Raw genomic sequence first — 23,701 nt, 5'->3', positions numbered from 1 at the left:
TCGCCGACGATCTGCGTCCCCTCCCCCTCACCCTGGGTCACCGCACTCTTCACGCCGTCAAGTCGCGTCAAGTCGTCCGCTCTTGCCCCGTACCGCCCTCTACGGACTGCACCGATCCCGCAGGTACGATGCGAGTCCGTGCCACCGCAGGCCATGGGACCGAAGTGCGCGACGACGTCAACTCCCGTCGCCCGCACGCCGGTTCGCACGGCGGCGGTGGGCACTCGCCCGGCGGCACACACGGGGGACGTTTTGTGGGGGGACGGATGGATTTCGCAACTCAGGGTTCGCCCGCCCCGGCCGAGCTCGCCTGGCTGCGCGCGGTCGACGCCTACACCGTGGGCGCATACCCGCAGGCGGAGGAGGAGTTCCGGGCCGCGGTACGGCTCGATCCCGCGATGGCCGACGCCTGGCTCGGGCTGCACGCGCTGCGCGCCGACACCTCCATCGCACTGCTGAGGATGCATCGGCACCGGGACCGGTTCGGCGAGATGCGCAGCCGCCACCGACGCACCCTCAACTCCTGGTACTGGCTGGGCTGGTGGGTGCAGCCGGTGCTGGAGACCCCGCGGGATCTGCTGCTCGCGCACGCCTCGCACTGGCTCGACGGCCGCCATGTCGCCGAGCTGGACCAGGCGCTGGCCGGCTGCCCGCCGGTGGACACCGATCCCCAGGTGCGCTTTCTGCACGCCTGCCGGGCCTATCTCGTCAAGGACTGGGACCAGCTCGTACGGCACACCGAGCCGCTGCTGGGCGATCCGGTGCTGGGCATCGAGGCCGGTCTCTTCGGAGGGATGGCGCGGGTGCGGCTGGAGATGTACGGGCAGGCCGAGCCGCTGCTGTCCGCCGCGCTGATGCGCTGCCGCAGCGAGCAGCCGCAGCGCAAGGAGCTGCGCTACTGGCTCGCACGGGCCCACGAGGGCACCGGCCGCAGCGCCGCGGCGCTCCCCCTCTACCGGGCGGTGCACCGCGTCGACCCGGCGTTCATGGACACCGCGGCGCGGCTCGCCGCGATCGCCGAGGTGGACGGCCTGGACGAGGGCGCCGACCTCGCGGCGGTCACCGCGTCCGGGCTCGGCCAGGAGGCCGGCGGGGATCTGGACCCGCTGGCGCCGCTCGATCCGGTCGACGGCCGGGAGCTGCTGGCGACCGGCGAGCCGGAGGGACCGGACGACGAGCTGATCGGCGGCCCGCCGGCGGGCGGCGATACGGCCGCCCGGGTCAAGGCGGCGGCGCCCGGCCCGCGCGGCGCCGAGCGCCTGCCCGCCGGGCCCGCCGACCCGGTCCTCCTGGAGAAGGCGCTGGCCGAGCTGGAGCGGATGGTCGGCATGGAGCCGGTCAAACGGCATGTGCGGGCGCTGTCGGCCCAGTTGCGGATGGCGCGGTTGCGCGCGAGCCAGGGGCTTCCGGTGCAGCCGCCGAAACGACACTTCGTCTTCTCCGGTCCGTCCGGCACCGGCAAGACCACCGTGGCCCGGATACTCGGGCGGGTCTTCTACGCGCTGGGGCTGCTCGGCGGCGACCATCTCGTGGAGGCCCAACGGGCCGATCTGGTCGGCGAGTTCCTCGGCCAGACGGCCGTCAAGGCGAATGAGCTGATCGACTCGGCGCTGGGCGGGGTGCTGTTCGTCGACGAGGCGTACAGCCTGTCCAACTCCGGCTACAGCAAGGGCGACGCGTACGGCGACGAGGCGCTGCAGGTGCTGCTCAAGCGCGCCGAGGACAACCGCGACCGGCTCGTGGTGATCCTGGCGGGCTACCCGGAGGGCATGGACCGGCTGCTGGCCGCCAACCCGGGGCTGTCCTCCCGCTTCACCAGCCGCGTCGACTTCCCGAGCTACCGGCCGCTGGAGCTGACCGCCATCGGCGAGGTGCTGGCCGCCGAGAACGGCGACCGCTGGGACGAGGAGGCCCGCGACGAGCTGTGCAGCATCAGCGGCCACGTCGTCGACCAGGGCTGGATCGACGAACTGGGCAACGGCCGCTTCCTGCGCACCCTGTACGAGAAGAGCTGCGCCTACCGCGATCTGCGGCTGTCCACGTGGCGCGGCACGCCCACCCGGGACGATCTGGCGACCCTGCGGCTGCCGGATCTGATGCAGGCGTACGGCGAGGTCCTGTCGGGGCGGGGACCGGACACACCGGGCCGGTGAGCGCCGTCGCGGCGGCCCTGCCACCGCGACGGCACCCGCTGCCGCCGGCTCAGCCGGCCAGCGCCCGGTCCTCCGCCGGCAGCGCGGCCTCCTCGCGGGGCTCGGTGACGCGGCCCTGCGCCTCGCGCGCGCCCGCCGCCTCGCCGCGCCCCCGGGACGCGGGCGCCTGGCGGTGCGACGGGTCGCGGACCTCGCCGACCAGCATCTCCAGTACGTCCTCCAGGGCGACCAGGCCGAGGACCCGGCCGGTGGGGTCGGCGACCGCCGCCAGATGGGAGGCGGCGCGGCGCATCGCCGTCAGGGCGTCGTCCAGGGGGAGCTCGGCCCGCAGCGTGGTCATCGGATGCCAGACCCGCTGGGGCACCGCGCGGTCGCGCTCCTCCAGGTCGAGGACGTCCTTGACGTGCAGATAGCCCATGTACGCACCGCCGGGCGCGCAGACCGGGAAGCGTGAGTAGCCGGTGCGCACGGTCAGCTCCTCGACCTGGCGGGGCGTCACCGTCGGATCGACCGTGACCAGGCCGGCCCGGTCGAGGAGGACGTCGGTGACGGGGCGGCTGCCCAGCTCCAGGGCGTCGGAGAGGCGCTCCTGTTCGGCCGGTTCGAGCAGGCCGGCCTGGCCGGAGTCCTCGACGAGATGGGTCAGCTGCTCGCTGGTGAAGACCGCCTCGACCTCGTCCTTCGGCTCGACGCGGAAGAGCCGCAGCACACCGTGGGCGCAGGCGCCGAGGAAGACCGTCACCGGGCGGCACAGCCGGGCGAAGGCCACCAGCCCGGGGCTGAACCACAGGGCGGTCTTCTCGGGCGCCGCCATCGCCAGGTTCTTGGGCACCATCTCGCCGATGACGAGGTGGAGGAAGACCACCAGCGCGAGGGCTATGACGTAGCCGAGCGGGTGGATCAGCGCGGCGGGGAGGTGGACCGCCTCGAAGAGCGGCTCCAGGAGGTGGGCGACGGTCGGTTCGGCGACCGCTCCGAGGGTCAGGGAGCAGACGGTGATGCCGAACTGGGCGGCGGCCATCATCTGCGGGAGGTTCTCCAGCCCGTGCAGCACCTGCCGGGCCCGTTTGGAGCCTTCGGTGGCCAGCGGTTCGATCTGGGAGCGGCGTACCGAGACCAGGGCGAACTCGGCGCCGACGAAGAAGCCGTTGGCGAGGACGAGCAGTACCGCGAAGAGCAGCTGGGCCAGGCTCATCGGGCCACCTCCGCACCGGCCGCGGCGGGCTCACGGGCGGCGGGCGGGGCGGGCGGGGCCGAAGCGGTCTGCACCAGTCTTATCCGCTCGGCGCGGTGGTGCGACACCAGCCGCACCCGCAGCCGCCAGCCGTCGAGCTCCGCGGTGTCGCCGGGGGCCGGGATCCGGCCGAGTATGTGTGCCACGAGTCCTGCCACCGTCTCGTACGGCCCTTCCGGGGCGTCCAGGCCGATCCGCCGCAGGGTGTCCACCCGGCAGCCGCCGTCGGCGTCCCAGGCGGGGCGGCCCTCCTCGGGCGGGGCCTGCCCCAGTTCGGGCAGGTCCACCCCGTCGTGCTCGTCGCGGACCTCGCCGACCAGCTCCTCGATGATGTCCTCCAGCGTGACCACGCCGGCCGTGCCGCCGTACTCGTCGACGACCACCGCTATCGGCTGTTCGCTGCGCAGCCGCTCCAGCAGCGGCTGCACCGGCAGCGTCTCGGGGACCAGCAGCGGCGGCACCGCGATCCGGCCCGCCGGTGTGCGCAGCCGGTCGTGCGCCGGGACGGCCAGTGCGTCCTTGAGGTGCACCATGCCGACGACCTCGTCGAGGCGGGTGTGGTAGACGGGGAAGCGGGACAGGCCGGTGGCGCGGGTGAGGTTGACCACGTCCTCGGCGGTCGCGGTCGCCTGCAGGGCGCTGACCCGTACGCGCGGCGTCATGACGTTCTCCGCGGTCAGATCGCCCAGCGAGAGGGTGCGCACGAAGAGGTCCGCGGTGTCCTGCTCGATGGCGCCGGCGCGGGCGGAGTGCCGGGCCAGGGAGACCAGTTCGCCGGGGGTGCGGGCGGAGGCCAGCTCGTCGGTGGGCTCCACGCCCAGGGCCCGCACGAGGCGGTTGGCGACGGTGTTCAGCAGCGTGATCACCGGACGGAAGAAGCGGGAGAAGGCCCGCTGGGGGCCGGCCACGAAGCGGGCGACCTGCAGCGGCTTGGAGACCGCCCAGTTCTTGGGCACCAGCTCGCCGATGACCATCTGGACGGCGGAGGCCAGCAGCATCCCGATGACGACGGCGATGCCGGGGACCGCGCCCGTGGGCAGGCCGAGCGCGAGCAGCGGGCCGGACAGCAGGCCGGCCAGCGCCGGCTCGGCGAGCATGCCGACCACCAAGGAGGTGATCGTGATGCCGAGTTGGGTTCCGGACAGCTGGAAGGAGAGTTCCCGCAGTGCGGAGACGACGGTGTGGGCGCGGGGGTCGCCGTCGGCCGCGGCGCGTTCGGCGTCCGCCTTCTCGACGGTGACGAGGCCGAATTCGGCGGCGACGAAGAATCCGTTGGCCAGGATCAGAACGAGGGCCGCCGCGAGCAGCAGCAGGGGGCCGGTCATGCCGCCGCCTCCGTGGTATGCGGGGGTTGGGGAGGGGCGGCGCAGGTACTACAGGACGATCCGTCCATTGCCGGAGGGAGTCACTCCTCGGGTCGCATCGGGCCCACTGGGGGGCAGGGTGCAGGGTGCACCCCGGGGAACAGAGTAAACAGCGGGACCCGGATTAGGGCAGGCTCACCCGGCCGTGTGGTCGAGCGCACCATGCTTCTCGGTGAGGTCGCGCAGCGCCCGGGCGTCCCGGATGGCCTGGTCCCTGGCGATGCCGGGCTGGATTCCCATCGCGGGCAGGCTGGTGCCGTCGGCGAGGTCGAGGTGGACCCAGGGGTCGCCCAACCGGAGGTTGACGCGGACGATCTGCGCCCAGGCCAGCTCGCGCTTGGTGGTGAGGTTGACGACCGTGACGCCCTCCTGCCGCGCGACCACCTTGGGGCGGCTGAGCAGCAGGAGGACGGCCCCCACCAGCATTCCGGTGGCCACGAAGCTGAACCGCTCGCCGCCGCTCAGCTTCGGCAGCGCCAGCGCGATGGCCGCAAGGGCGACGAACTGGGCGACGGCGACGGTGTACAGGACGATCCGGGTGCGGGTCGGCCGGAAGGTCACCGGGAGGCTGGGCAGAGGAGGCTGAGGGGCCGCGGACACGTGGTCGGTCTTCCGTCGGGGGCGGGTCGGTGCGTACGGGCGGTCAGGCCGGACCGGTCACAGCCGGCAGGCGTGGATGCCGGTGGTGAGGATGGCGCGGGCACCGAGGTCGTAGAGCTCGTCCATGATCCGCTGGGCGTCCTTGGAGGGGACCATCGAGCGGACCGCGACCCAGCCCTCGTGGTGCAGCGGGGAGACCGTCGGCGACTCCAGACCGGGCGTGAGGGCGACGGCCTTCTCGACGTGCTCGACGCGGATGTCGTAGTCCATCATCACGTAGCGGCGGGCCACCAGGACGCCCTGCATGCGGCGGAGGAACTGGCGGACCTTCGGGTCGTCGTCCGGCGCGCCGGTGCCGCGGATGACCACGGCCTCGGACTTCAGGATCGGCTCGCCGATGATCTCCAGACCGGCGTTGCGCAGGGTGGTGCCGGTCTCCACCACGTCCGCGATGATCTGGGCGACCCCGAGCTGGATGGCGGTCTCCACCGCGCCGTCGAGGTGGACGACGGAGGCGTCCACGCCGTTGTCGGCGAGGTGCTGGGTGACCAGGCCGGCGAAGGAGGTGGCGATCGTCATGCCGCCGAACTCGCTGACGTCCTTGGCGGTACCCGGGCGGGTGGCGTAGCGGAACGTCGAGCCCGCGAAGCCGAGCTGGAGGATCTCCTCGGCGTCGGCTCCGGAGTCCAGCAGCAGGTCGCGGCCGGTGATGCCGATGTCGAGCTTTCCGGAGCCGACGTAGACCGCGATGTCGCGCGGGCGCAGGAAGAAGAACTCGACCTCGTTCTCGGCGTCGACCAGGACCAGTTCCCTGCGGTCCTTGCGCTGGCGGTAGCCGGCCTCATGGAGCATCGCCGACGCAGGCTCGGACAGTGAACCCTTGTTGGGGACAGCGATGCGCAGCATGAGAGATGAGTTCCTTTGCAGCTGAAGGGTGTTGGGTGGGTGCCGGGAAGGGGGCTCAGAGGTGGGCGTAGACGTCGTCGAGGGAGATGCCCTTGGCGACCATCATGACCTGGAGGTGGTAGAGGAGCTGCGAGATCTCCTCGGCGGCCGCCTCATGGGATTCGTACTCGGCGGCCATCCAGACTTCGGCGGCCTCCTCGACGACCTTCTTGCCGATCGTATGGACACCGGCCTGCACCAGCTCGGCGGTACGGGAGGTGGCGGGGTCGCCGGTGGCGGCCTTCTGCTGGAGCTCGGCGAAGAGCTCCTCGAACGTCTTCTTGGACATGATGGCCACCACCCTACGCGGTCGGCCCCTCCGCTCAGCGCCAGGGCTCTGACACGGTGCGCAGCGTCGCGGCGGTGGCGACCGCGGCGGTGACCGCTTCGTGCCCCTTGTCCTCGGAGGAACCCTCCAGGCCCGCGCGGTCCAGCGCCTGCTGCTCGGTGTCGCAGGTCAGCACGCCGAAGCCGACGGGGACGCCGGTGTCGACCGAGACCTGGGTCAGGCCCTGGGTGACGCCCTGGCAGACGTAGTCGAAGTGCGGGGTGCCGCCCTTGATGACCACCCCGAGGGCGACCACCGCGTCATAGCCGCGGCCCGCCAGGACCTTGGCGACGACCGGCAGCTCGAAGGCGCCGGGCACCCGCAGCAGCGTGGGCTCGCTGATGCCCAGCTCGTTCAGGGCGCGCAGCGCACCGTCCACGAGGCCGTCCATCACCTGTTCGTGCCATTGCGCCGCGATGACGGCCACCCGCAGGTCGCCACAGTTCTTCACGGTCAGTTCGGGTGCGCCCTTGCCGCTCACGGTTCTCCTCGTACGGGTGGTGGTGGTCGATGGTGGTGACGTGGGTGTCGGTGGCCGCCCGGGGGCGGGGCTACTGGTTGTCGCAGGTCGTGGCGTCGGCCGGGGGCACGGCGTCGGCCGCTCCGGTGGAGCCCGCGCTCGTACCGGGGAGCCAGGGCAGGTCGTGGCCCATCCGGTCCCGCTTGGTGCGCAGATACCGCAGGTTGTGCTCGCCGGCCTGGACGGCCATCGGCTCCCGGCCGGTGACCTTCAGGCCGTGCCGCACCAGGGCCGCGGTCTTGTCGGGGTTGTTGGTCATCAGGCGCAGCGAGCGCACGCCGAGGTCCTGGAGCATCTGCGCCCCCGCGGCGTAGTCGCGGGAGTCGGCGGGCAGCCCCAGTTCGAGGTTGGCGTCCAGAGTGTCGCGGCCGCGCTCCTGGAGTTCGTAGGCGCGCAGCTTGGACAGCAGCCCGATGCCGCGTCCCTCGTGGCCGCGGAGGTAGATCACCACACCGCGGCCGGCCTCGGCGATCCGCTGCAGCGACGCCTCCAGCTGGGGGCCGCAGTCGCAGCGCAGGGAGTGGAAGACATCGCCGGTCAGGCACTCGGAGTGGACCCGGACCAGGACGTCCTCGCCGTCGCCGAGCTCGCCCGCGACCAGCGCGATGTGCTCCACTCCGTCGGCCGTGGAGCGGTATCCGTACGCGGTGAACTCGCCGTGCGCGGTGGGCAGCCGGGTGGTGGCCTCGCGGCGGACGGTCGGCTCGGACGAGCGCCGGTAGGCGATCAGGTCCTCGATGGAGATGATCGACAGGCCGTGCTTGCGGGCGAACGGCACCAGCTCGGGCAGCCGCAGCATGGTGCCGTCCTCGCCGGCGATCTCCACGATGGCGGCGGCCGGGCGCAGTCCGGCCAGCCGGGCGAGGTCGACACCGGCCTCGGTGTGGCCGTTGCGGACCAGTACGCCGCCGGGCCGGGCGCGCAGCGGGAAGATGTGGCCGGGCCGCACGAAGTCGCCGGCCACCGACTCCCCGGAGGCGAGCAGCCGCAGGGTGGTGGCGCGGTCGGCGGCGGAGATGCCGGTGGACACGCCGTGCGCGGCGGTGGCGTCGACGGAGACGGTGAAGGCGGTCCGCATCGACTCGGTGTTGTGCTCGACCATCTGCGGGAGTTCCAGCCGGTCCAGTTCCGGGCCCTCCATGGGGGCGCAGATCAGTCCGCGGCACTCGCTCATCATGAAGGCGACGATCTCGGGGGTGGCCTTCTCCGCGGCGATGACGAGGTCGCCCTCGTTCTCGCGGTTCTCGTCGTCCACGACGACGACCGGGCGGCCGGCGGCGATATCGGCGATGGCCTGCTCGACGGGGTCGAGCGCCAGGGCCTCGGCATCCTCGTCGTACCAGCTCTTGAGTGCGGTCATGCCGCTGCCCCCTTGTTCTCCCCCAGTGCCTGTACGGCCTGGGCGGTGCCCCCATCTCCGCCCACGCGGCGCAGAGGTGCGACTTTCCTTGCTGTCTGCGGCCCGGCGGCCGCGTGTGCGTCGCTCACGAGAGTGCTCCTTCCAGGACGGTGCGGTCGGCGATGCGCGAGCGCAGCCACCAGTCGCGCATTCCCCACACGACGAGGGCGAGATAGACGACGTAGACGAGGCCGGAGAAGGCCAGGCCGCTGCTGAAGGCGAGCGGGACGCCGACCAGGTCGACCAGCAGCCAGGCGCACCAGAACTCGACCAGTCCGCGGGCCTGGGCGACCATCGCGGCGAGCGTGCCGACGAAGATGTAGGCGTCCGGCCAGGGGTTCCAGGACAGCTGGGGGATCAGGGTGAAGAGCGTGCCGACGGCCGCGGTGCCCAGGGCCGTGCCGCCCAGCAGCACGGCCCGCTCGGGCCAGCTTGCGAAGCGTACGGCGATGGAGCCGTCCTGGGCCTGCCGCCGGCCGCGCTGCCACTGCCGCCAGCCCCACATCGCCACGCCGATGACGAGGAGTTGCTTGCCGACTCCGCCGCTGAGGTGGGCGGAGGCGTAGGCGGCGACGAGGATGACGCCGGAGAGGAACTGGGCGGGCCAGGTCCAGATCGAGCGCCGCCAGCCGAGCGCCAGGGCGGCCAGACCGATGGTGTTGCCGATCATGTCCGACCAGATGACGTGCTGGCCGAAGGCGGTGAAGGCCACGCCGTTCAGCGGGTCGAGGACGCTCACCGGTCCATCTCCTTGATCTCCTCGACGTCCGTCAGGTCCGCGGCCTGCGGCGTGCCCCGGGTGAGCAGCCGCTCGACGTACTTCGCCAGGACGTCGACCTCCAGGTTGACCGGGTCGCCGGGCTTCTTGATGCCCAGGGTGGTCAGGGCGAGGGTGGTGGGGATGAGGCTGATGGTGAAGTAGTCGTCGGCGGCGTCGACGACGGTGAGGCTGACGCCGTCGACGGTGATGGAGCCCTTCTCGACGACGTAGCGGGCCAGTGCGGCCGGCAGCGCGATCTTGACGATCTCCCAGTGCTCGGCGGGGGTGCGCTCGACGATGGTGCCGGTGCCGTCCACATGGCCCTGGACGAGGTGCCCGCCCAGCCGGCCGCCGAGCGCCATCGGGCGCTCCAGATTCACCCGCGAGCCGGCGCTCAGCGCGCCGAGGCTGGAGCGGCTGAGGGTCTCGGCCATCACATCGGCGGTGAATTCACCGTCGGCAGTGTCCACGACGGTCAGGCAGACGCCGTTGACGGCGATCGAGTCGCCGTGCTTGGCGTCTTCGGTGACGACGGGGCCGCGCAGTCGGAAGCGGGAGCTGTCGCCGAGGTCCTCGATGGCGACGACCTCACCCAGTTCTTCGACGATTCCGGTGAACACTTCAGTTCTCCTCGTGGAGGGTGTGGCGGATGGGTGTGGCGGTGATGCGCAGATCGGGGCCGAGCCGTTCGGTGTCGGTCACGTCGAGGCGCAACGCCTGGGCGATGGAGGTGATTCCGGCGTCACCGACGGCGGCCGGTCCGGCACCGAGCAGCACCGGCGCGAGATAGCCGACGACCTTGTCGACGGCCTGGGCGGCGAGGAAGGCCCCGGCGAGCGTGGGCCCGCCTTCGAGCAGTACGGAGCGGACATCGCGCGCGTACAGGGCCTTGAGCAGTGCGGGGACGGACAGCCCGGGGCCGTCGGCGGCGCGCGGCAGCCGGACCAGCGGGACAAGGCCGTCGAGGTGGGCGGTGTCGGCGTCCTCGGCGACCGCGATCAGGGTGGGCGCGGCGCCGTCCAGGACACGGGCGCCGGCCTTGACGGCGGTGGCGCCGGAGTCGACGACGACCCGCAGCGGCTGGCTGATCCCGTCGTCGGTCGGCCCGTCGACCCGGGCGGCGAGCTGCGGATCGTCGGCGCGGGCGGTGCCGGAGCCGACGATCACGGCGTCCGCGGCGGCCCGCAGCCGGTGCACGTCAGCGCGCGACTGGGGCGAGGAGATCCAGCGGCTGGTGCCGTCGGCGGCGGCGATCCGGCCGTCGAGGGTGGCGGCGTACTTCCACAGCACGAAGGGGCGGTGGCGCAGCACGGCGGTCAGCCATGCCTCGTTGCCGGCCGCGGCCTCGTCGGCGAGCAGTCCGCCCTCGACGTCGATGCCGGCTTCGGCCAGGGTGACGGCGCCGCCGGTGGCGGTCGGGTCGGGGTCGGAGACGGCGTAGACGACCCGGGCGATGCCGGCGTCGATCAGCGCCTGGGCACAGGGGCCGGTGCGACCGGTGTGGTTGCAGGGTTCGAGGGTGACCAGTGCGGTGCCGCCGCGCGCCCGCTCACCGGCGGCGCGCAGCGCGTGGACCTCGGCGTGCGGTCCGCCGGCCCGCTGATGCCAGCCCTCGCCGACCGTACGGCCCGCGGAGTCCAGGACGACACAGCCCACGACGGGGTTGGGGCTGGTGTGCCCGAGGCCGCGCGCGGCGAGCTCGATGGCTCGGCGCATCGCCGCGGTCTCGACGGGGGCTGCGGTGGCCACCGGGTCCTCCTGCCTCTTTCAGGCACGGACTCCGGGGCTGTCAGGACGACAGAAGCGGAAACGCGCAACGGGGACACCGAGGCCGGAAAAGAGGGCTCACCCGGGAAACGACCCGGGCGCGCCGCCGACGGCGGTGTACCGATGCTCGCCCGCCGCGCACTGCCTCCCATCCGGACTTTCACCGTCGGTGCAGGAATTTCACCTGCTCAACCGGCCGCTGGCTGCGGACGGGTCGCGGACTATAACCGCCGGTTCGGAATTACACCGACCCCGGAGTGCGCTGCTGCTCTTATGTCAGTACAGCTTCAGTCTGCCACGGCCGATCGTCGGCCATGCGAGCGAAGCCCTGTGGGCTGCCTCACAGCTCACGGCGCGTCGCAGGTGTCACGGCCGCTTCGGCTGAACCGTCATAGCGGGGACGGCACGCGCCCGTCTTCCGTACATAGGCATCCCCGCACACCCCGAGGACTGATCCCTGATGGCGACAATTCTGGTGACCGGCGGCACGGGCACGCTCGGACGGCCCCTGGTCGACCGCCTGCTCGAAGACGGTCATGACGTCCGCTCGCTGAGCCGGCGCCCGCACACCGGTACCGAACGGCCGCGCCTGCGGTCGTACGCGGTCGATCTGCAAGACGCCACCGGCCTGGCCGAGGCGCTGGCGGGCGTGGACACGGTCGTGCACTGTGCGACAACGCCGGCCGGCGGCGACGCGGAGGCCGCCGGCCATCTGCTCGATGCGGCGCGAACCGCCGGTGTGGGGCATCTGCTCTACATCTCGATCGTCGGCGTGGACCGGGTACCGCTGCGCTACTACCGCACCAAGCTCGCGGTGGAGCAGCTGATCGCGGACTCCGGCCTCGGCTGGACGGTGCTGCGGACGACGCAGTTCCACGATCTGGTGCTCCAGCTGGTCAAGGCGGGCGCCCGTTCGCCGCTGCTGCCGGTGCCTTCGGGCGTACGGGTGCAGCCGGTCGAGGTGCGCGAAGTGGCCGACCGGCTGGCCGAGTTGGCGGCCGGGGCGCCGGCCGGGCGGGTCCCGGACCTGGGCGGCCCCGAGGTACTGACGGCCCGGGATCTCGCCCGCACCACGCTGGCGGCCGGCGGGCGGCACCGGCTGCTGGTGCCGGTGCGGCTGCCGGGCGCGACCGCCGCCGCACTGCGCCGCGGTGGGAACCTCGCGCCGGAGCACGCCGAGGGGCGGCGCACCTACGCCGAGTTCCTGGCGGAGCGGGCGGGGTAGGGCCTGGGAATACCCCTCTGCCCCGCCACGTTGTGGCCCCGCAGGGGGCCCGCGCGTCCCCTACGGGATCTGTTCGCCCGCCCCCCAGGGGATGTCCCGGAACCCGAGCCCGTCACCAGGGGGCCGGTCCGCCCTGCCCCCGCCGGACCGGCGGCCCCGGCCGCCCTATCCGCCCGCCACCGGGCCGAACAGCTCGTTCTGGGCGGCGTCGCGGGCGGCGAGCACCGCGCCGAGCAGCACCGCGCGCCCGCCGACGGTCCCCGCGCGTACCTCGGTACGCAGCGGGGAGAGGCGGGCCAGGCGGTCCCCGACCCGGTCGGCGAGCGGATCGCCGCCGGCCCGGCCGATCTCGCCGCCGAGCACCACGCAGCCGGGGTCGAGCACCGCGCAGACGGCGGCCGCGCCGAGGGCGATCCGCCCGGCCAGCGCGTCGAGGAACCCGGCACCGGCCGCACCGCCGGCCACGGCGGCGCGGACCAGGGCCTCGGCGGGCGGCGAGTCCGCGAGGGGGCCGGGGTCCGCCTCCGCGTCCGCCAGGGGCCCGATGCCGTGCTCCGCCGCGAGGGCGCAGACCGCGGCGGAGCCCGCCAGGGAGTGGAAGCCGCCGTCGCAGCCGCTCGCGGAGGGCAGCGTCCGGGTGCCGGGGACGGGCAGGAAGCCGATCTCGCCGGCGCCCCCCGAGGCGCCGCGCCGCAGCGCGCCGTCCAGGACGACCGCGGCGCCGGTGCCGTGGCCCAGCCAGAGCAGCACGAAGGTGTCGCGGTCGCGGGCCGCGCCGTCGCGCCGCTCCGCGATGGCGGCGAGGTTGGCCTCGTTCTCCAGCAGGACCGGTGCCGCCGTCCGCTCGCGCAGCGCGCCGACCAGGGCGGCGTGCCAGGACGAGATCCCGTCGGTGCCGCCGAGCCGCCCGGTCGCGGGGTCGACCAGGCCGGGGGCGCCGACGGCGAGGGTGTGCGGCGCCTCGGCGCCGGCCGCGGCCAGGGCCTTGTCGACCGCGGCGAGGGCGGTGGCGACCGCCGCGTCCGGGGCGTCGTCCGGGCCGATGGGGGCGGTGCGCTCGGCGCGCACCCGGCCCAGCAGGTCGGCGACCGCGACGGTGGCGCTGTGCGTGCGCAGATCGAGGCCGACGAGATGGGCCCGGTCGGCGACGATCCCGTACAGCCGGGCGTTGGGCCCGCGCCGCTGTGCCCCGCTCTCCCCCACGACGGCGATCAGCCCGGCGGCCTGGAGGCGCTCGACGAGATCGGCCACCGTCGGCCGGGACAGACCGGTCAGCGTCTTGAGCTGACCTGCCGTCAGCGACCCCTCGGACTGCAGGAGTTGCAGCGCCAGCCGATCGTTGATCAGCCGAGCGGTGGTCGGGGAGGCGGTGCGGCCGGCGGTCGCCGCGCGCGGTGGATGCATGACGGGATCCTTTCATCCGGCCGGGACGGCACCCTTATTATCAGGCAGGGTTCCTGATAGTTTACGCCGCATGGCTGGCAACGGCGTCCCCGACGACGTCACCCCCCTCCCCCGCGACGGACTGCGCCGCGCACGCCGGGCCGTCGCCCTCGTCTTCCTCGTCCACGGCTCCGTCACCGGCAACTTCGCCACCCGCATCCCCTGGATCCAGGACCACACCGGCATCTCCCCGGGCCAGCTCGGCCTGGCCCTGGCCTTCCCGGCGATCGGCGCGTCCCTGGCGATGCCGCTGGCCGGCCGGATCAGCCACCGCTTCGGCGCCCGCGCCGCGCTGCGCGGCCTGCTCGCGCTGTGGACCCTGTCCCTGGTCCTGCCCGCCCTCTCCCCCGGCCTGTACACGCTGGGCGCGGCGCTGCTGGCGTACGGGGCGGCCTCCGGGATGTCGGACGTGGCGATGAACGCGCTGGGCGTGGAGACCGAGGACCGGCTCGGCCGGCCGATCATGTCGGGGCTGCACGGCATGTGGAGCGCCGGCGCGCTGCTCGGCTCGGCGGCCGGCACCGTCGCCGCACACGCCGGATGGGACGCCCGGCTGCACCTGGCCGGTGCCGCACTCGTACTGACCCTGCTCGGCGCGCTCGCCTGCCGGGGCGTACTGGAGCTGCGCAGCGCCCCCGAGGAGCATCCGCCGCCGCGCTTCGCGCTGCCGCCGAAATCGGCACTGGTCATCGGGGCGATCGGGTTCTGCGCGGTCTTCGCCGAGGGCGCGGCCCTGGACTGGTCGGCGGTCTACCTCCGCGACCGGCTGGGCACCGACGCGGGCCTGGCGGCCGCCTCCACCACCGCCTTCGCCTGCACCATGGCCGTGGCGCGACTGGCCGGCGACAAGGTGGTGGCCCGCTTCGGCGCGGTGCGTACGGTGCGCGCCGGCGGTGCGCTGGCGGCGGCCGGCGGGCTGCTGATCGTCACCGCGCGGCATCCGGCGACGGCCATGGTCGGCTTCGGCCTCATGGGCCTGGGCATCGCGGTCGTGGTGCCGCTGGCCTTCGCCGCGGCCGGCCGCAGCGGCCCGGCTCCCAGTCAGGCCATCGCGGGCGTCGCCACGATCACCTACACCTCCGGGCTGATCGCCCCGTCCGCCATCGGCACGATCGCCCAGGCGACCTCGCTGACGGTGTCGTTCGCGCTGGTCACCGCGTTGGCGTTCGGCCTGGTCGTGGGCGCTGGGGTGCTGCGGGTCCCGGGGCGTACGGCGAGCGGCGCCCCCGCGGCGACGGGCGAGCTGGAACGGTCATGACCCGTCGGGGGCGGCGCCCCGCGGCCTCAGGCCGCGTCCGCCTCCGCCGACCGCTCGTCCGTCTCCGGCCGGAGCAGCTCCGTCGCGATCGCCCGGGCCCGGTCCGACCACGGGGTGGGCCGCAGCGTCTGGGAGTCGACCCGGACGAGCACCCGGTGGCCCTGGGCGTAGGTCGTCGCGCCGTCGGCCGAGCAGAGCCGGAAGCCGTAGGTCAGACCGGTACGGCCGAGGCGTTCGACCCACAGGTGCGCGGCGTGGCGGCCCGGGCTGGTGATCGGCCGCTCGTAGGAGACCCGCATCTCCTTGATGACGTTGCACATGTCCCCGGCGGCCGCCCAGTCGCCGTCGAACCGGAAGCCCCGGCCGTGCCAGTACTCCGACCAGGCGCGTTCGGCCAGCAGCGGGTAGCGGGAGTTGTGGAGCATGCCGAGCGCGTCGAGGTCGTCGAAGTGGACGGTGACGGGGACCAGCTGCCCATACGGGACGGGGTCGGCGGCCGGCAGGGGTTCGACGCTCACGGGGGACTGCTCCAGGGGTTCTTCGGGGTCGGTGTGCGGAGCCATCGTAAGCGGCCGCTTAGAAAGCTTTGCCCACCGGCCCACGCTCCGTCACGGCGGCCGCGGCCCGGCCGCACCCGGCAGGCCCGCGGCCGCGTGCGGTCCCCGTACGAGGCGGCGGCCCCGCCGGTGGCCTCAGTCGGACGTACCCGCGCCGCCGTCGTAGCCGGTGGTCCCGCCGTCCAGGAGCGAACCCTGCCGCGGGGCCGCCGTCGCCCGGGAGAGCCAGCGCAGGGAGTGGTAGCCGGTGAGCACGACGAGGGTGCCGAGGGCGATGCCGCTCAGTTCGAAGTGCTCCGTGAACTTCAGCGCCACCCCGCCGATGGCGATGACGATGCCGGCCGCGGCGGGGATGAGGTTCAGCGGGACGGTGAAGTCCACCTTGTTCCGCACCCAGATCTGGGCGCCGAGCAGGCCGATCATGCCGTACAGGATGACGGTGATGCCGCCGAGCACGCCGCCGGGGATCGCGGCCACCACCGCGCCGAACTTCGGGCACAGGCCGAAGAGCACCGCGAAGCCCGCCGCCGCGGTGTAGGCCGCCGTCGAGTAGACGCGGGTCGCGGCCATCACCCCGATGTTCTCGGCGTACGTCGTGGTGGCCGGGCCGCCGACCGCCGTCGAGAGCATCGTCGCCGTGCCGTCCGCGACGATGGCCATGCCCATCTTGTCGTCGAGCGGATCGCCGGTCATCTCGCCGACGGCCTTGACGTGGCCCGCGTTCTCCGCGACCAGCGCCACCAGCACGGGCAGCGCGACCAGGATCGCGGAGGCCGAGAAGTTCGGCGCGTGGAAGGTGGGGACGCCGATCCAGTCGGCCTTGGCGACCCCGGAGAAGTCGATGCGCCAGTGGTCGGTGAGCTTGCCCGAGCCGTCGACCGAGTGGATCTTTCCCGCGGTGCGGTCCAGGACCCAGGACAGCGCATAGCCGAAGACCAGCCCCAGGAAGATCGCGATGCGCGACCAGAAGCCCCGCAGCACGACCAGCGCGAGGCCGGTGAAGAGCATCGTGGCCAGGGCCGTCCACTGGTCCTGGGGCCAGTAGGCGGAGGCGGTGACGGGGGCGAGGTTGAAGCCGATGAGCATGACGACCGCGCCGGTCACCGTGGGCGGGAGCACCGCGTGGATCACCCGGGCGCCCAGGACGTGGATGGCGATACCGCAGCCGGCCAGGCAGGCGCCCACGACGAACATCGCGCCGGTCAGGGTTCCGGCGTCGCCTCCCTGGCCCGCGATCACCGCGGACACGCCCACGAAGGACAGCGACGAACCCAGGTAGCTGGGGATGCGGCCACGGGTCATCACCAGGAACAGCACCGTCGCCACCCCGGAGGCCATCAGGGCGAGGCCGGGGTCCAGGCCCATGAGCACCGGGGCGACGAAGCATGCGCCGATCATGGAGACGACGTGCTGGGCGCCGAGGCCGATCGTCCGCCCCCAGGTCAGCCGCTCGCCGGGCCTGACCACCTCACCGGGCTGCAGATGCTTGCCATCTCCGTGCAGCTTCCACCCGAAGCCCGCCATGATCACACTCCATTGTTGCGACGCCCTGCACGTCACAGAGCCGAGGTGATTAATAGCCGAACGATTCCCGCCGAACAAAACCGCGGGCCGCCACGGCCGCGCCGCCTTATCTTCGCCCGCCTCAGCGGCCGAGTCTCCGGACGGCCTGGTAGTAGGTCCCGGGCCAGGCTGTTGCAGGAGGCCCTCCGGCCACCGGAGCAGCGTCCGCAGACCCGTTTCAGATCCGCGTAGAACGCGCTGTCCAGCCGTGGTTTGTTGGCGGTGAAGGCACCCGCCCTCTTGTAGTTGCGGTAGCCGAAGTCGTGCCGCGCACAGGAGATCTCGAAGGGAAAGCCGCAGGGGTTGTCGGGCGACTTGGAGCAGTAATCCGTGGACCAGTCGAATGCGTACGCGGACCATTTCGTCCGGTCGCCGTGGGCCGCCACCCAGCCGCCGTAACCGGCCGCGCTGGTCTGCGTCCAACTCAGCAGCACCCGGGGCTTGTCGGCGGGTACGGCCGGCGCCGGAGCGACGGCCGGCAGCGGTGCGATCAGGGCCGACAGCGCGGCGGAGAGTCTTCGGGACATACGCCGACCTCCGGAATTCTGCGCCGTGTTCACCACGGCGCATCCTGGATGCCGAAAGGGGGAGGGGTTTTTACCAAGGCGTCGCGCCCGCTTTCCCGGCTCGCCGGAAGGCCCGCCATGTGCCGGGCGGAGTCACAAGAGGGCGCGCCGGTTATTACCCCGTTTCGGGCATCGGCAACCGGGCGGTGCCGTCAGCCGTCATGCCGGTGTCACGCTGAACGGATGACGACGACTCAGGAATGCGGCGACGACCACGACCCGCCGAGGAATGCGGCCGCCACGGGCGTGGCGGAGGTGCTGGCGCGGATGCGGGAGCTGGACGCCGCGCTGCCCCCGGAGGACGGGGTGGCCGTCTTCAACGGCGTCTATCTGACCGTCACCGAAGCGGTGGCCCGGCGCCTGGCCCACGGCGGGTTCGCAGATCCCGAGGCCGCGGGCGAGCTGGATCTCCGCTTCGCGCGGCGCTACTTCGACGCGGTGGACGCCGCGGCCGCCGGGCTGCGGCCCCCGGCCTGCTGGCGGCCGCTGCTCCAGCTGCGCCGCCACCCCGGCGTGCGCCCGCTGCAGTTCGCGCTGGCCGGGATCAACGCCCACATCGGCCACGACCTGGCGCTCGCGGTGCTGGACACCTGCCGGGCGCTGGAGTGCGAACCGCAGGTGCTGGAGGGCGACTTCGACCGGGTGGGCGGGGTGCTGGCGAGTCTGGAGGAGCGGATCCGGGAGCGGCTGATGCCCGGCCCCGACGTGCTGGACGTCGCCGATCCGCTGACGCATCTGATCGGGTCGTGGAGCCTGGACAAGGCCAGGGACGGCGCCTGGGTCGCGGCCCGGGCGCTGTGGAGCGTGCGCGGACTGCCCCAGGTGGCGGCGGAGTTCACCGAGCGGCTAGACGCCGGGGTGGGCCTGGTGGGGCGGATGCTGCTGACGCCGCTGCCCGGCTGAGCCGCCCCGTCGTCCGCGCCCCGCCTTCCCCGGCACGCCCAGCCCGCTCGGCGCTCCCCGGTCCGCCACATCGACGTGTTTCAACCTTGAACCTCCCCGGGACGGCGCTACGTTGGCCGAGAACGCGCGGAGCAAGGGAACATCTGAGACGAAGGAGTGCGTACATGGGCATCCGACTCGGTCTGGGCCTTCCGCAGATGCGGCAGTACGACATCGGACCCGACGTCCCCGATGTGGCGCGGGCGGCGGAGGACATCGGATACGAGAGCCTGTGGGTCTTCGAGCGGATCCTGTTCCCCGAGCCCGCCACGCAGGGGCTGTACGGCATCCCGGGCCTGCCCTGGCCCGATCAGTACCGCTCGGTGGCCGACCCGCTGGTGACGCTCACGCTGGCCGCGGCCGCCACGGAACGGGCCCGGCTGGGCACCAGCGTCCTGATCGCTCCGCTGCATGTGCCCTTCCAGCTGGCCCGCGGCCTCGCCTCGCTGGACGCGGCGAGCGGCGGCCGGGTGGTCGCGGGCCTGGGTACCGGCTGGTCGCGGGACGAGTACGCGGCCGCCGCCGTCGCCCCGTTCGACCGGCGCGGCAAGGTGCTCGACGAGCTGATCGACGTCTGCCACGCGGTGTGGGGCCCGGACCCGGTGGCGTACGAGGGGCCGCTGACCACCATCGCGCCGTCGGTCGTCGGGCCCAAGCCGAAGCGGCCGATCCCGATCCTGCTGCCCGCCAACAGCCCGCGCGCGCTGCGCCGGCTGGTCGACCGGGCGGACGGCTGGATGCCGGTCGGCATGGGCGCGAAGAAGCTGGCCGAGCAGTGGCGGCAGGTGCAGGACCTGGCCGACGAGCGGGGGCGCGACGTGCCGGTGCGCAGCGTGCTGCGGGTGAACACCCAGCACACCCCCAAGGCGTACGACGGCCCGGACCGCAAGCCGTTCCAGGGCAGCGTCGAGCAGATCGCCGAGGATCTGGCTGCGCACGCCGCGGTGGGCGTGGCGGAGGTCCTCGTCGATCTCCAGGGCGGGGCCCGGGACGCGCAGGAGCTCAAGGACCTCGCGGCGGAGGTGTACGCGGCGGCGCGGGCGGCCGGGGTCTAGGGCCTTTCCGACCCCGACCCATCGGACAGGCCCTTAGGCCGTATCCGATGGGTCCGGGCAAGCGACGAGGGGCCCGGCGGTGTGCCGGGCCCCTCGTCCGCAGTCCTGTCGTCCGCGGTGGTCTTGTCCGCGGTCCTGCGGTGGTGCTCAGTGCTGCGGTGGTGCTCAGTCCTCCGGCAGTTCGATCGGGGCGATCTCGTCGTACAGGTCGCCCGGTCCGGGGTTGGTGGCATCGGTGCTGCCGCCGAAGTGGTGCATCACGCCCCACACCGCGTTCAGCGCGGTCTGCACCGCGCCCTCGGCCCAGCCCGCCGTCCAGGAGATGTCGTCGCCCGCGAGGAAGATCCCGCGCTTGTCCTCGGGGAGGCGGTCCTGCATGAAGTGGGTGAACAGCCGCCGCTGGTAGCGGTAGTGGCCGGGCAGGTTGGCCTTGAACGCGCCCATGAAGTAGGGCTCGTTCTCCCAGGAGACGGTGACCGGGTTGCCGATGATGTGCTTGCGGATGTCGACCTTCGGATAGATCTCCGACAGCGACTTGAGCATGACCTCCATCCGCTCGTTCGCGTCCAGCGGCAGCCACTTCAGGCTGTCGTCGCACCAGGTGTACGACAGGCAGATCACGGCGGGCTTGTCCGGGCCGTCGTCGAGGAGGTACGTACCGCGGGTCATCCGGTCGGTGAGCGTCATGCTCATCACGTCCCGGCCGGTGTCCTCATCCTTGTCCAGCCAGAACGGCCGGTCCACAGGGACGAAGAGCTTGGACGACTCCATGTAGTGGGTGCGCTCCATCGCCGTCCAGTGGTCGATGGGGAACAGCGAGTCGTCGCACGCGATCTTGCTCAGCAGCATCCAGGACTGCGCGGTGAAGACGGCCGCCTCGTAGGTGCGGATGTCGCCGTCGGCGTCGGTCACGGTGATGGCGTTGCCGGCGGTGCGGTGCAGCCGGGTCACGGCGGGACGGGGGGTGCCGTCGTGCAGCGACGACAGCGAGGTGCCGGGCGCCCAGTGCACGATCTTCGCCGGCTCGCGCTCCCACAGGCGCAGCGGCAGCTGCTGGCTGCCGCCGACGATGCCGCGGTGGTGGTCGTCGGCCTCGGTGTAGACGACCCGCAGGATCTCCAGGATGGAGTTGGGGAAGTCGGTGTCCCAGCCGCCGGTGCCGAAGCCGACCTGGCCGAAGATCTCACGGTGCCGGAAGGACTTGAACGCCTCCGAGTCGCAGAGGAACCCGTAGAAGGTCTGGTTGTCGAGCTTCTCGACGAGCCGCGCCCAGATCTCCCGGATGCGCGGCACATCGCGCTCGCGCATCGCCTGGTTCATGTCGGAGAAGTCGGCGCCCTCCTCCAGGCAGGCGTTCCACGCGTTCATCACGTCGCGGTAGACCTGCGGCAGGTCGTCGACCGTGACGGCGTAGTGCGACTCGCCCTTGAGGTCGACGACGGTGGAGGGGGTGTCCGGCGCCAGCGGGTTGGGGAACGGCGTGGTCTTGAGGTCGACCAGGTCGATGTAGTGCTGCAGCGCCGTCGAGGACGGCGGGAAGCGCATGGCGCCCATCTCGGCGGTCAGGCCCGCCCCCTCGGTGCCGGTGCCCTCGAAGCCGACGGTGCGCAGCCGGCCGCCTATCTGGTCGGCCTCGTAGACGACGGGCTTGAGGCCCATCTTCATCAGCTCGTAGGCGGTGATGATGCCGGAGAGGCCGCCGCCGATGATCGCGACCTCCTTGCCGTGCTCGACCGCGGGGATCTGGCCGAGGCCCGCGGGGTGGGCGAGGAAGTCGTCGTAGGCGTACGGGAAGTCCGGGCCGAACATGGTGATCGGCGGCTGGGCATCCGCGTGGTGGGCGGCGGTGGGCACCGTGGACGTCATCGGGCGGACTCCTCGCAGGCAGGGCAGGGTTGAGCGGGCGGGGCGGGGCGCCCGGCGCAGGCAGGGCAGCGCGGGCAGGGCGGCGCGGGCAGGGCGGCGCGGGCCGGCCCGCGGCGGACGGGGTGGGCGGGTCAGGTCACGTCAGCGGGCCGTACAGCTCGGGCCGCCGGTCGTGCAGATACGGGTTCTCCGCCCGGGACTCCTTCAGGAAGGCGGCGTCCACGTCGGCCCGCACCAGCTGCTCGCCGCGGCCGGCGCGGGTGCGTACGACACCGTCCGGGCCGGCCAGGCAGCTCAGGCCGACGAACTCGAACTCGCCCTCTTCGCCGACCCGGTTGACGTACGCGATGTACATCTGGTTCTCGAAGGCGCGGACCGGGATGACGGATTCGGCGACGAACTGGAAGGGGTGCATCTGCGCGGTGGGCACCAGCAGCAGATCGGTGCCGGCCAGCGCATGCGCCCGGACGTTCTCCGGGAACTCCACGTCGTAGCAGATCAGCACGCCGATGCGGATGCCGGACAGCTCGGCCTGGACCACCGCCCGGTCGCCGGGGGTGAACCATTCGCGCTCGAAGCAGCCGAAGAGATGGGTCTTGCGGTAGTTCGCCAGGCGCTCGCCGCCGGGGCCGATGAGCTGTGCGGAGTTGTAGACCGCGGCGCTGTCGGGGTCGTCGTGGCCGGCGCGCTCGGGGTAGCCGTAGAGCACCGCGATGCCGTGCTCGGCGGCGATCTCGCCGATGGCCCGGGCGCTGTCGCCGTCGGCGGGCTCGGCGAGGCGGTGCACATCGCCGCCGATCGAGTAACCGGTCAGGAACAGCTCGGGGCAGACCAGCAGTCCGGCGCCGGTCGAGGCCGCCGCGCGGGCCGCGTCACCGAGCACCCGCAGGTTGTGCGCGACATCGCCGGGCCGGCCCGAACTCTGGAGCAGGGCGGTGTGCAGCGACGTCATGGGACCCCTCGGCGGACGGTTCGGGCGGGACGCATTGACGGTACGGGGCGGCGACGATTCCGGACAAGGCGCCACCGTTGCGTGCCGATGGACGATTCATTGCGCGTTCAAGCGAGACCCCGGCGATTCGTTGCGCCCGGCGTTCCCGCAGGTCGGACCGGCGCACCCGGGGCGCCGTGGGACGGCGGGGGCAGGACCGAGGACCTGCCTCCCGGCGCGGTGTCGGCGCCCTTCGGGATCCTGGAGAGCGGCTGCTTCACCGTCGCGCCGCGGCGGGTGCGGCGCCGATCGCCTGCGCGGCGGCGCGGCGGGTGAGGTCGCGCAGCCAGAGGTGCCCCGCGTCGGCCTCGTGGCGCGGGTGCCAGGCCATCTCCATGGTCATTGTCGGCAGGTCGACCGGGATCGGCAGGGTGCGCAGGCCCAGGGCGCGGATCGCCGACGCCGCGGCCAGCTCGCCGGTCAGGCCGACCGCATCGCTGTCGCGGACCATCATCAGGGAGGCGGCGAAGGTGGGTACGGTGGCGATCACCTTGCGGCGCAGCCCGAGTTCGGCGAGCGCGGCGTCGACGGGGCCGGTGAGCCGGCCGCGGCGGGTGACGTTGAGGTGCGCGGCCTCGGCGTAGCGGCGGGGGGTGAGCTTGACGGTGGTCAGCGGGTGGTCGTCGCGCACCACGGCGACCGCGCGATCGGTGAACAGCTCCTCCGTACGGATCTCCGGCTCGCGGCTGTCGATGACGCCCAGCTCCAGGTCCGCGATGCCGTCGCGCAGCAGCGGCACGTCGATATAGCTCTCCCCCAGGAAGCGCAGTACGACCTGCGGGGCCTCCTCGGCGGCGAGGGCGACCAGGCGGGGGCCGAGGGCGGTGACGAAGAGGTCGTTGGCGTTGAGGGTGAAGATCCGGGCGAGCCGGGCCGGGTCGGCGGGCGCGGACGGTGCGAGCACACCGTGTGCGGCCTCCACCAGCCGGCGCACCTCGGCCCTGATCTCCAGGGCGCGCGGGGTCGGCACCATCGTGCGGCCGGCGCGGACGAGGACGGGGTCGCCGATGGTCCGGCGGATCCGGCCGAGGGCGCGGCTCATGGCGGGCCCGGAGAGCCCGAGCCGGTCGGCGGCCGAGGTCACGCTCTCCTCCTCCAGCAGGGCGTCCAGCGCCGTCAGCAGGTTGAGGTCGACGGATGCGTTTCGCGCAGTCATGGAGTCCCT

The 23,701-nt window shown here is 73.0% G+C and carries 21 protein-coding genes, 1 pseudogene and 1 riboswitch; of the genes and pseudogenes, 5 read left to right on the top strand and 17 right to left on the bottom strand.

What is annotated here, in order from left to right:
• Positions 1-266: 266 nt before the first annotated feature.
• On the top strand, positions 267-2,153 hold the full coding sequence (locus ACZ4NB_RS04875) for an AAA family ATPase (RefSeq protein WP_467658322.1): 1,887 nt from the start codon (positions 267-269) through the stop codon (positions 2,151-2,153).
• Between the two features lie 49 nt (positions 2,154-2,202).
• On the opposite strand, the gene ACZ4NB_RS04870 is transcribed toward ACZ4NB_RS04875, so the two are convergent.
• The 10 genes from ACZ4NB_RS04870 to ribD form a co-directional block, all read right to left on the bottom strand.
• A complete protein-coding gene (locus tag ACZ4NB_RS04870; protein ID WP_467658321.1) occupies positions 2,203-3,348 on the bottom strand; it encodes a hemolysin family protein in 1,146 nt (381 codons plus the stop codon).
• On the bottom strand, positions 3,345-4,712 hold the full coding sequence (locus ACZ4NB_RS04865; RefSeq protein WP_467658320.1) for a hemolysin family protein: 1,368 nt from the start codon (positions 4,710-4,712) through the stop codon (positions 3,345-3,347). The genes ACZ4NB_RS04870 and ACZ4NB_RS04865 overlap by 4 nt, the downstream gene beginning before the upstream one ends.
• A 174-nt stretch (positions 4,713-4,886) precedes the next feature.
• A complete protein-coding gene (locus tag ACZ4NB_RS04860; protein ID WP_467658318.1) occupies positions 4,887-5,351 on the bottom strand; it encodes a PH domain-containing protein in 465 nt (154 codons plus the stop codon).
• 57 nt (positions 5,352-5,408) lie between these two features.
• The gene (gene hisG / locus ACZ4NB_RS04855) at positions 5,409-6,257 is read right to left on the bottom strand and encodes an ATP phosphoribosyltransferase (protein ID WP_384485028.1); all 849 of its coding nucleotides are present in this window, start codon (positions 6,255-6,257) and stop codon (positions 5,409-5,411) included.
• A 55-nt stretch (positions 6,258-6,312) separates the two neighbouring features.
• Positions 6,313-6,585, bottom strand: a complete 273-nt coding sequence (locus ACZ4NB_RS04850; RefSeq protein ID WP_030412067.1) for a phosphoribosyl-ATP diphosphatase — start codon at positions 6,583-6,585, stop codon at positions 6,313-6,315.
• 34 nt (positions 6,586-6,619) lie between these two features.
• Positions 6,620-7,105, bottom strand: coding sequence for a 6,7-dimethyl-8-ribityllumazine synthase (gene ribH, locus ACZ4NB_RS04845; RefSeq protein WP_393495684.1), 486 nt, complete (start codon positions 7,103-7,105; stop codon positions 6,620-6,622).
• 70 nt (positions 7,106-7,175) lie between these two features.
• Complete coding sequence (locus ACZ4NB_RS04840) at positions 7,176-8,504, bottom strand: bifunctional 3,4-dihydroxy-2-butanone-4-phosphate synthase/GTP cyclohydrolase II (protein WP_467658316.1); 1,329 nt, start codon at positions 8,502-8,504, stop codon at positions 7,176-7,178.
• Positions 8,505-8,628: 124 nt separating this feature from the next.
• A complete protein-coding gene (locus ACZ4NB_RS04835; protein ID WP_467658315.1) occupies positions 8,629-9,282 on the bottom strand; it encodes a nicotinamide mononucleotide transporter family protein in 654 nt (217 codons plus the stop codon).
• Positions 9,279-9,923: a riboflavin synthase gene (locus tag ACZ4NB_RS04830; protein ID WP_467658314.1), complete on the bottom strand. Its 645-nt coding sequence runs from the start codon at positions 9,921-9,923 to the stop codon at positions 9,279-9,281. The genes ACZ4NB_RS04835 and ACZ4NB_RS04830 overlap by 4 nt, the downstream gene beginning before the upstream one ends.
• 1 nt (position 9,924) lies before the next feature.
• A complete protein-coding gene (ribD, locus tag ACZ4NB_RS04825; protein ID WP_467658643.1) occupies positions 9,925-11,019 on the bottom strand; it encodes a bifunctional diaminohydroxyphosphoribosylaminopyrimidine deaminase/5-amino-6-(5-phosphoribosylamino)uracil reductase RibD in 1,095 nt (364 codons plus the stop codon).
• 185 nt (positions 11,020-11,204) lie between these two features.
• A riboswitch (FMN riboswitch) is annotated at positions 11,205-11,335 on the bottom strand.
• A gap of 195 nt (positions 11,336-11,530) precedes the next feature.
• On the opposite strand from ribD, the gene ACZ4NB_RS04820 reads away from it, so the two are divergent.
• Positions 11,531-12,295, top strand: a complete 765-nt coding sequence (locus tag ACZ4NB_RS04820) for an SDR family oxidoreductase (RefSeq protein ID WP_467658313.1) — start codon at positions 11,531-11,533, stop codon at positions 12,293-12,295.
• 165 nt (positions 12,296-12,460) lie between these two features.
• Here ACZ4NB_RS04820 and ACZ4NB_RS04815 read toward each other — a convergent pair whose 3' ends face one another.
• Positions 12,461-13,699 (bottom strand): ROK family transcriptional regulator, encoded by a 1,239-nt coding sequence (locus tag ACZ4NB_RS04815; protein WP_467658311.1) that lies wholly within the window; start codon positions 13,697-13,699, stop codon positions 12,461-12,463.
• 70 nt (positions 13,700-13,769) lie between these two features.
• Between ACZ4NB_RS04815 and ACZ4NB_RS04810 the strand changes: the two genes are divergently transcribed.
• Positions 13,770-14,996 (top strand): MFS transporter, encoded by a 1,227-nt coding sequence (locus ACZ4NB_RS04810; protein ID WP_467658310.1) that lies wholly within the window; start codon positions 13,770-13,772, stop codon positions 14,994-14,996.
• 26 nt (positions 14,997-15,022) lie between these two features.
• Here ACZ4NB_RS04810 and ACZ4NB_RS04805 read toward each other — a convergent pair whose 3' ends face one another.
• From ACZ4NB_RS04805 to ACZ4NB_RS04795, 3 genes and pseudogenes are all read right to left on the bottom strand, one after another.
• A complete protein-coding gene (locus ACZ4NB_RS04805) occupies positions 15,023-15,514 on the bottom strand; it encodes an acyl-CoA thioesterase (protein WP_467658308.1) in 492 nt (163 codons plus the stop codon).
• Positions 15,515-15,688: 174 nt separating this feature from the next.
• The gene (locus ACZ4NB_RS04800) at positions 15,689-17,077 is read right to left on the bottom strand and encodes a uracil-xanthine permease family protein (RefSeq protein ID WP_467658307.1); all 1,389 of its coding nucleotides are present in this window, start codon (positions 17,075-17,077) and stop codon (positions 15,689-15,691) included.
• A 121-nt stretch (positions 17,078-17,198) separates the two neighbouring features.
• Positions 17,199-17,643: pseudogene (locus ACZ4NB_RS04795) on the bottom strand (phospholipase).
• 222 nt (positions 17,644-17,865) lie between these two features.
• Between ACZ4NB_RS04795 and ACZ4NB_RS04790 the strand changes: the two are divergent.
• Together ACZ4NB_RS04790 and ACZ4NB_RS04785 are read left to right on the top strand one after the other, a co-directional pair.
• On the top strand, positions 17,866-18,585 hold the full coding sequence (locus ACZ4NB_RS04790) for a DUF5995 family protein (protein ID WP_467658306.1): 720 nt from the start codon (positions 17,866-17,868) through the stop codon (positions 18,583-18,585).
• Positions 18,586-18,749: 164 nt separating this feature from the next.
• A complete protein-coding gene (locus ACZ4NB_RS04785; RefSeq protein WP_467658305.1) occupies positions 18,750-19,679 on the top strand; it encodes an LLM class F420-dependent oxidoreductase in 930 nt (309 codons plus the stop codon).
• A 165-nt stretch (positions 19,680-19,844) separates the two neighbouring features.
• Here the strand turns inward: ACZ4NB_RS04785 and ACZ4NB_RS04780 are convergent, their stop codons facing one another.
• The 3 genes from ACZ4NB_RS04780 to ACZ4NB_RS04770 all read right to left on the bottom strand — a co-directional run bounded on the left by ACZ4NB_RS04780 (position 19,845) and on the right by ACZ4NB_RS04770 (position 23,692).
• Positions 19,845-21,545, bottom strand: a complete 1,701-nt coding sequence (locus ACZ4NB_RS04780) for a flavin monoamine oxidase family protein (protein WP_467658303.1) — start codon at positions 21,543-21,545, stop codon at positions 19,845-19,847.
• Positions 21,546-21,681: 136 nt separating this feature from the next.
• Positions 21,682-22,497, bottom strand: coding sequence for a carbon-nitrogen hydrolase family protein (locus tag ACZ4NB_RS04775; protein WP_467658302.1), 816 nt, complete (start codon positions 22,495-22,497; stop codon positions 21,682-21,684).
• 256 nt (positions 22,498-22,753) lie between these two features.
• The gene (locus tag ACZ4NB_RS04770) at positions 22,754-23,692 is read right to left on the bottom strand and encodes a LysR family transcriptional regulator (protein ID WP_467658301.1); all 939 of its coding nucleotides are present in this window, start codon (positions 23,690-23,692) and stop codon (positions 22,754-22,756) included.
• Between the last annotated feature and the right edge of the window lie 9 nt (positions 23,693-23,701).

It is taken from the genome of Streptomyces sp. NPDC026575, from assembly GCF_055567415.1.
This window is presented reverse-complemented; position numbering and strand designations above follow the sequence as displayed.

What these genes read in the sequence shown, in the direction of transcription:
- ACZ4NB_RS04875 (WP_467658322.1), top strand. Translation starts at nt 267, where the DNA reads ATGGATTTCGCAACTCAGGGTTCGCCCGCCCCGGCCGAGCTCGCCTGG.
- ACZ4NB_RS04870 (WP_467658321.1), bottom strand. Translation starts at nt 3,348, where the DNA reads ATGAGCCTGGCCCAGCTGCTCTTCGCGGTACTGCTCGTCCTCGCCAAC.
- ACZ4NB_RS04865 (WP_467658320.1), bottom strand. Translation starts at nt 4,712, where the DNA reads ATGACCGGCCCCCTGCTGCTGCTCGCGGCGGCCCTCGTTCTGATCCTG.
- hisG (WP_384485028.1), bottom strand. Translation starts at nt 6,257, where the DNA reads ATGCTGCGCATCGCTGTCCCCAACAAGGGTTCACTGTCCGAGCCTGCG.
- ACZ4NB_RS04850 (WP_030412067.1), bottom strand. Translation starts at nt 6,585, where the DNA reads ATGTCCAAGAAGACGTTCGAGGAGCTCTTCGCCGAGCTCCAGCAGAAG.
- ACZ4NB_RS04840 (WP_467658316.1), bottom strand. Translation starts at nt 8,504, where the DNA reads ATGACCGCACTCAAGAGCTGGTACGACGAGGATGCCGAGGCCCTGGCG.
- ribD (WP_467658643.1), bottom strand. Translation starts at nt 11,019, where the DNA reads ATGCGCCGAGCCATCGAGCTCGCCGCGCGCGGCCTCGGGCACACCAGC.
- ACZ4NB_RS04820 (WP_467658313.1), top strand. Translation starts at nt 11,531, where the DNA reads ATGGCGACAATTCTGGTGACCGGCGGCACGGGCACGCTCGGACGGCCC.
- ACZ4NB_RS04815 (WP_467658311.1), bottom strand. Translation starts at nt 13,699, where the DNA reads ATGCATCCACCGCGCGCGGCGACCGCCGGCCGCACCGCCTCCCCGACC.
- ACZ4NB_RS04810 (WP_467658310.1), top strand. Translation starts at nt 13,770, where the DNA reads ATGGCTGGCAACGGCGTCCCCGACGACGTCACCCCCCTCCCCCGCGAC.
- ACZ4NB_RS04800 (WP_467658307.1), bottom strand. Translation starts at nt 17,077, where the DNA reads ATGGCGGGCTTCGGGTGGAAGCTGCACGGAGATGGCAAGCATCTGCAG.
- ACZ4NB_RS04790 (WP_467658306.1), top strand. Translation starts at nt 17,866, where the DNA reads ATGACGACGACTCAGGAATGCGGCGACGACCACGACCCGCCGAGGAAT.
- ACZ4NB_RS04785 (WP_467658305.1), top strand. Translation starts at nt 18,750, where the DNA reads ATGGGCATCCGACTCGGTCTGGGCCTTCCGCAGATGCGGCAGTACGAC.
- ACZ4NB_RS04780 (WP_467658303.1), bottom strand. Translation starts at nt 21,545, where the DNA reads ATGACGTCCACGGTGCCCACCGCCGCCCACCACGCGGATGCCCAGCCG.
- ACZ4NB_RS04775 (WP_467658302.1), bottom strand. Translation starts at nt 22,497, where the DNA reads ATGACGTCGCTGCACACCGCCCTGCTCCAGAGTTCGGGCCGGCCCGGC.
- ACZ4NB_RS04770 (WP_467658301.1), bottom strand. Translation starts at nt 23,692, where the DNA reads ATGACTGCGCGAAACGCATCCGTCGACCTCAACCTGCTGACGGCGCTG.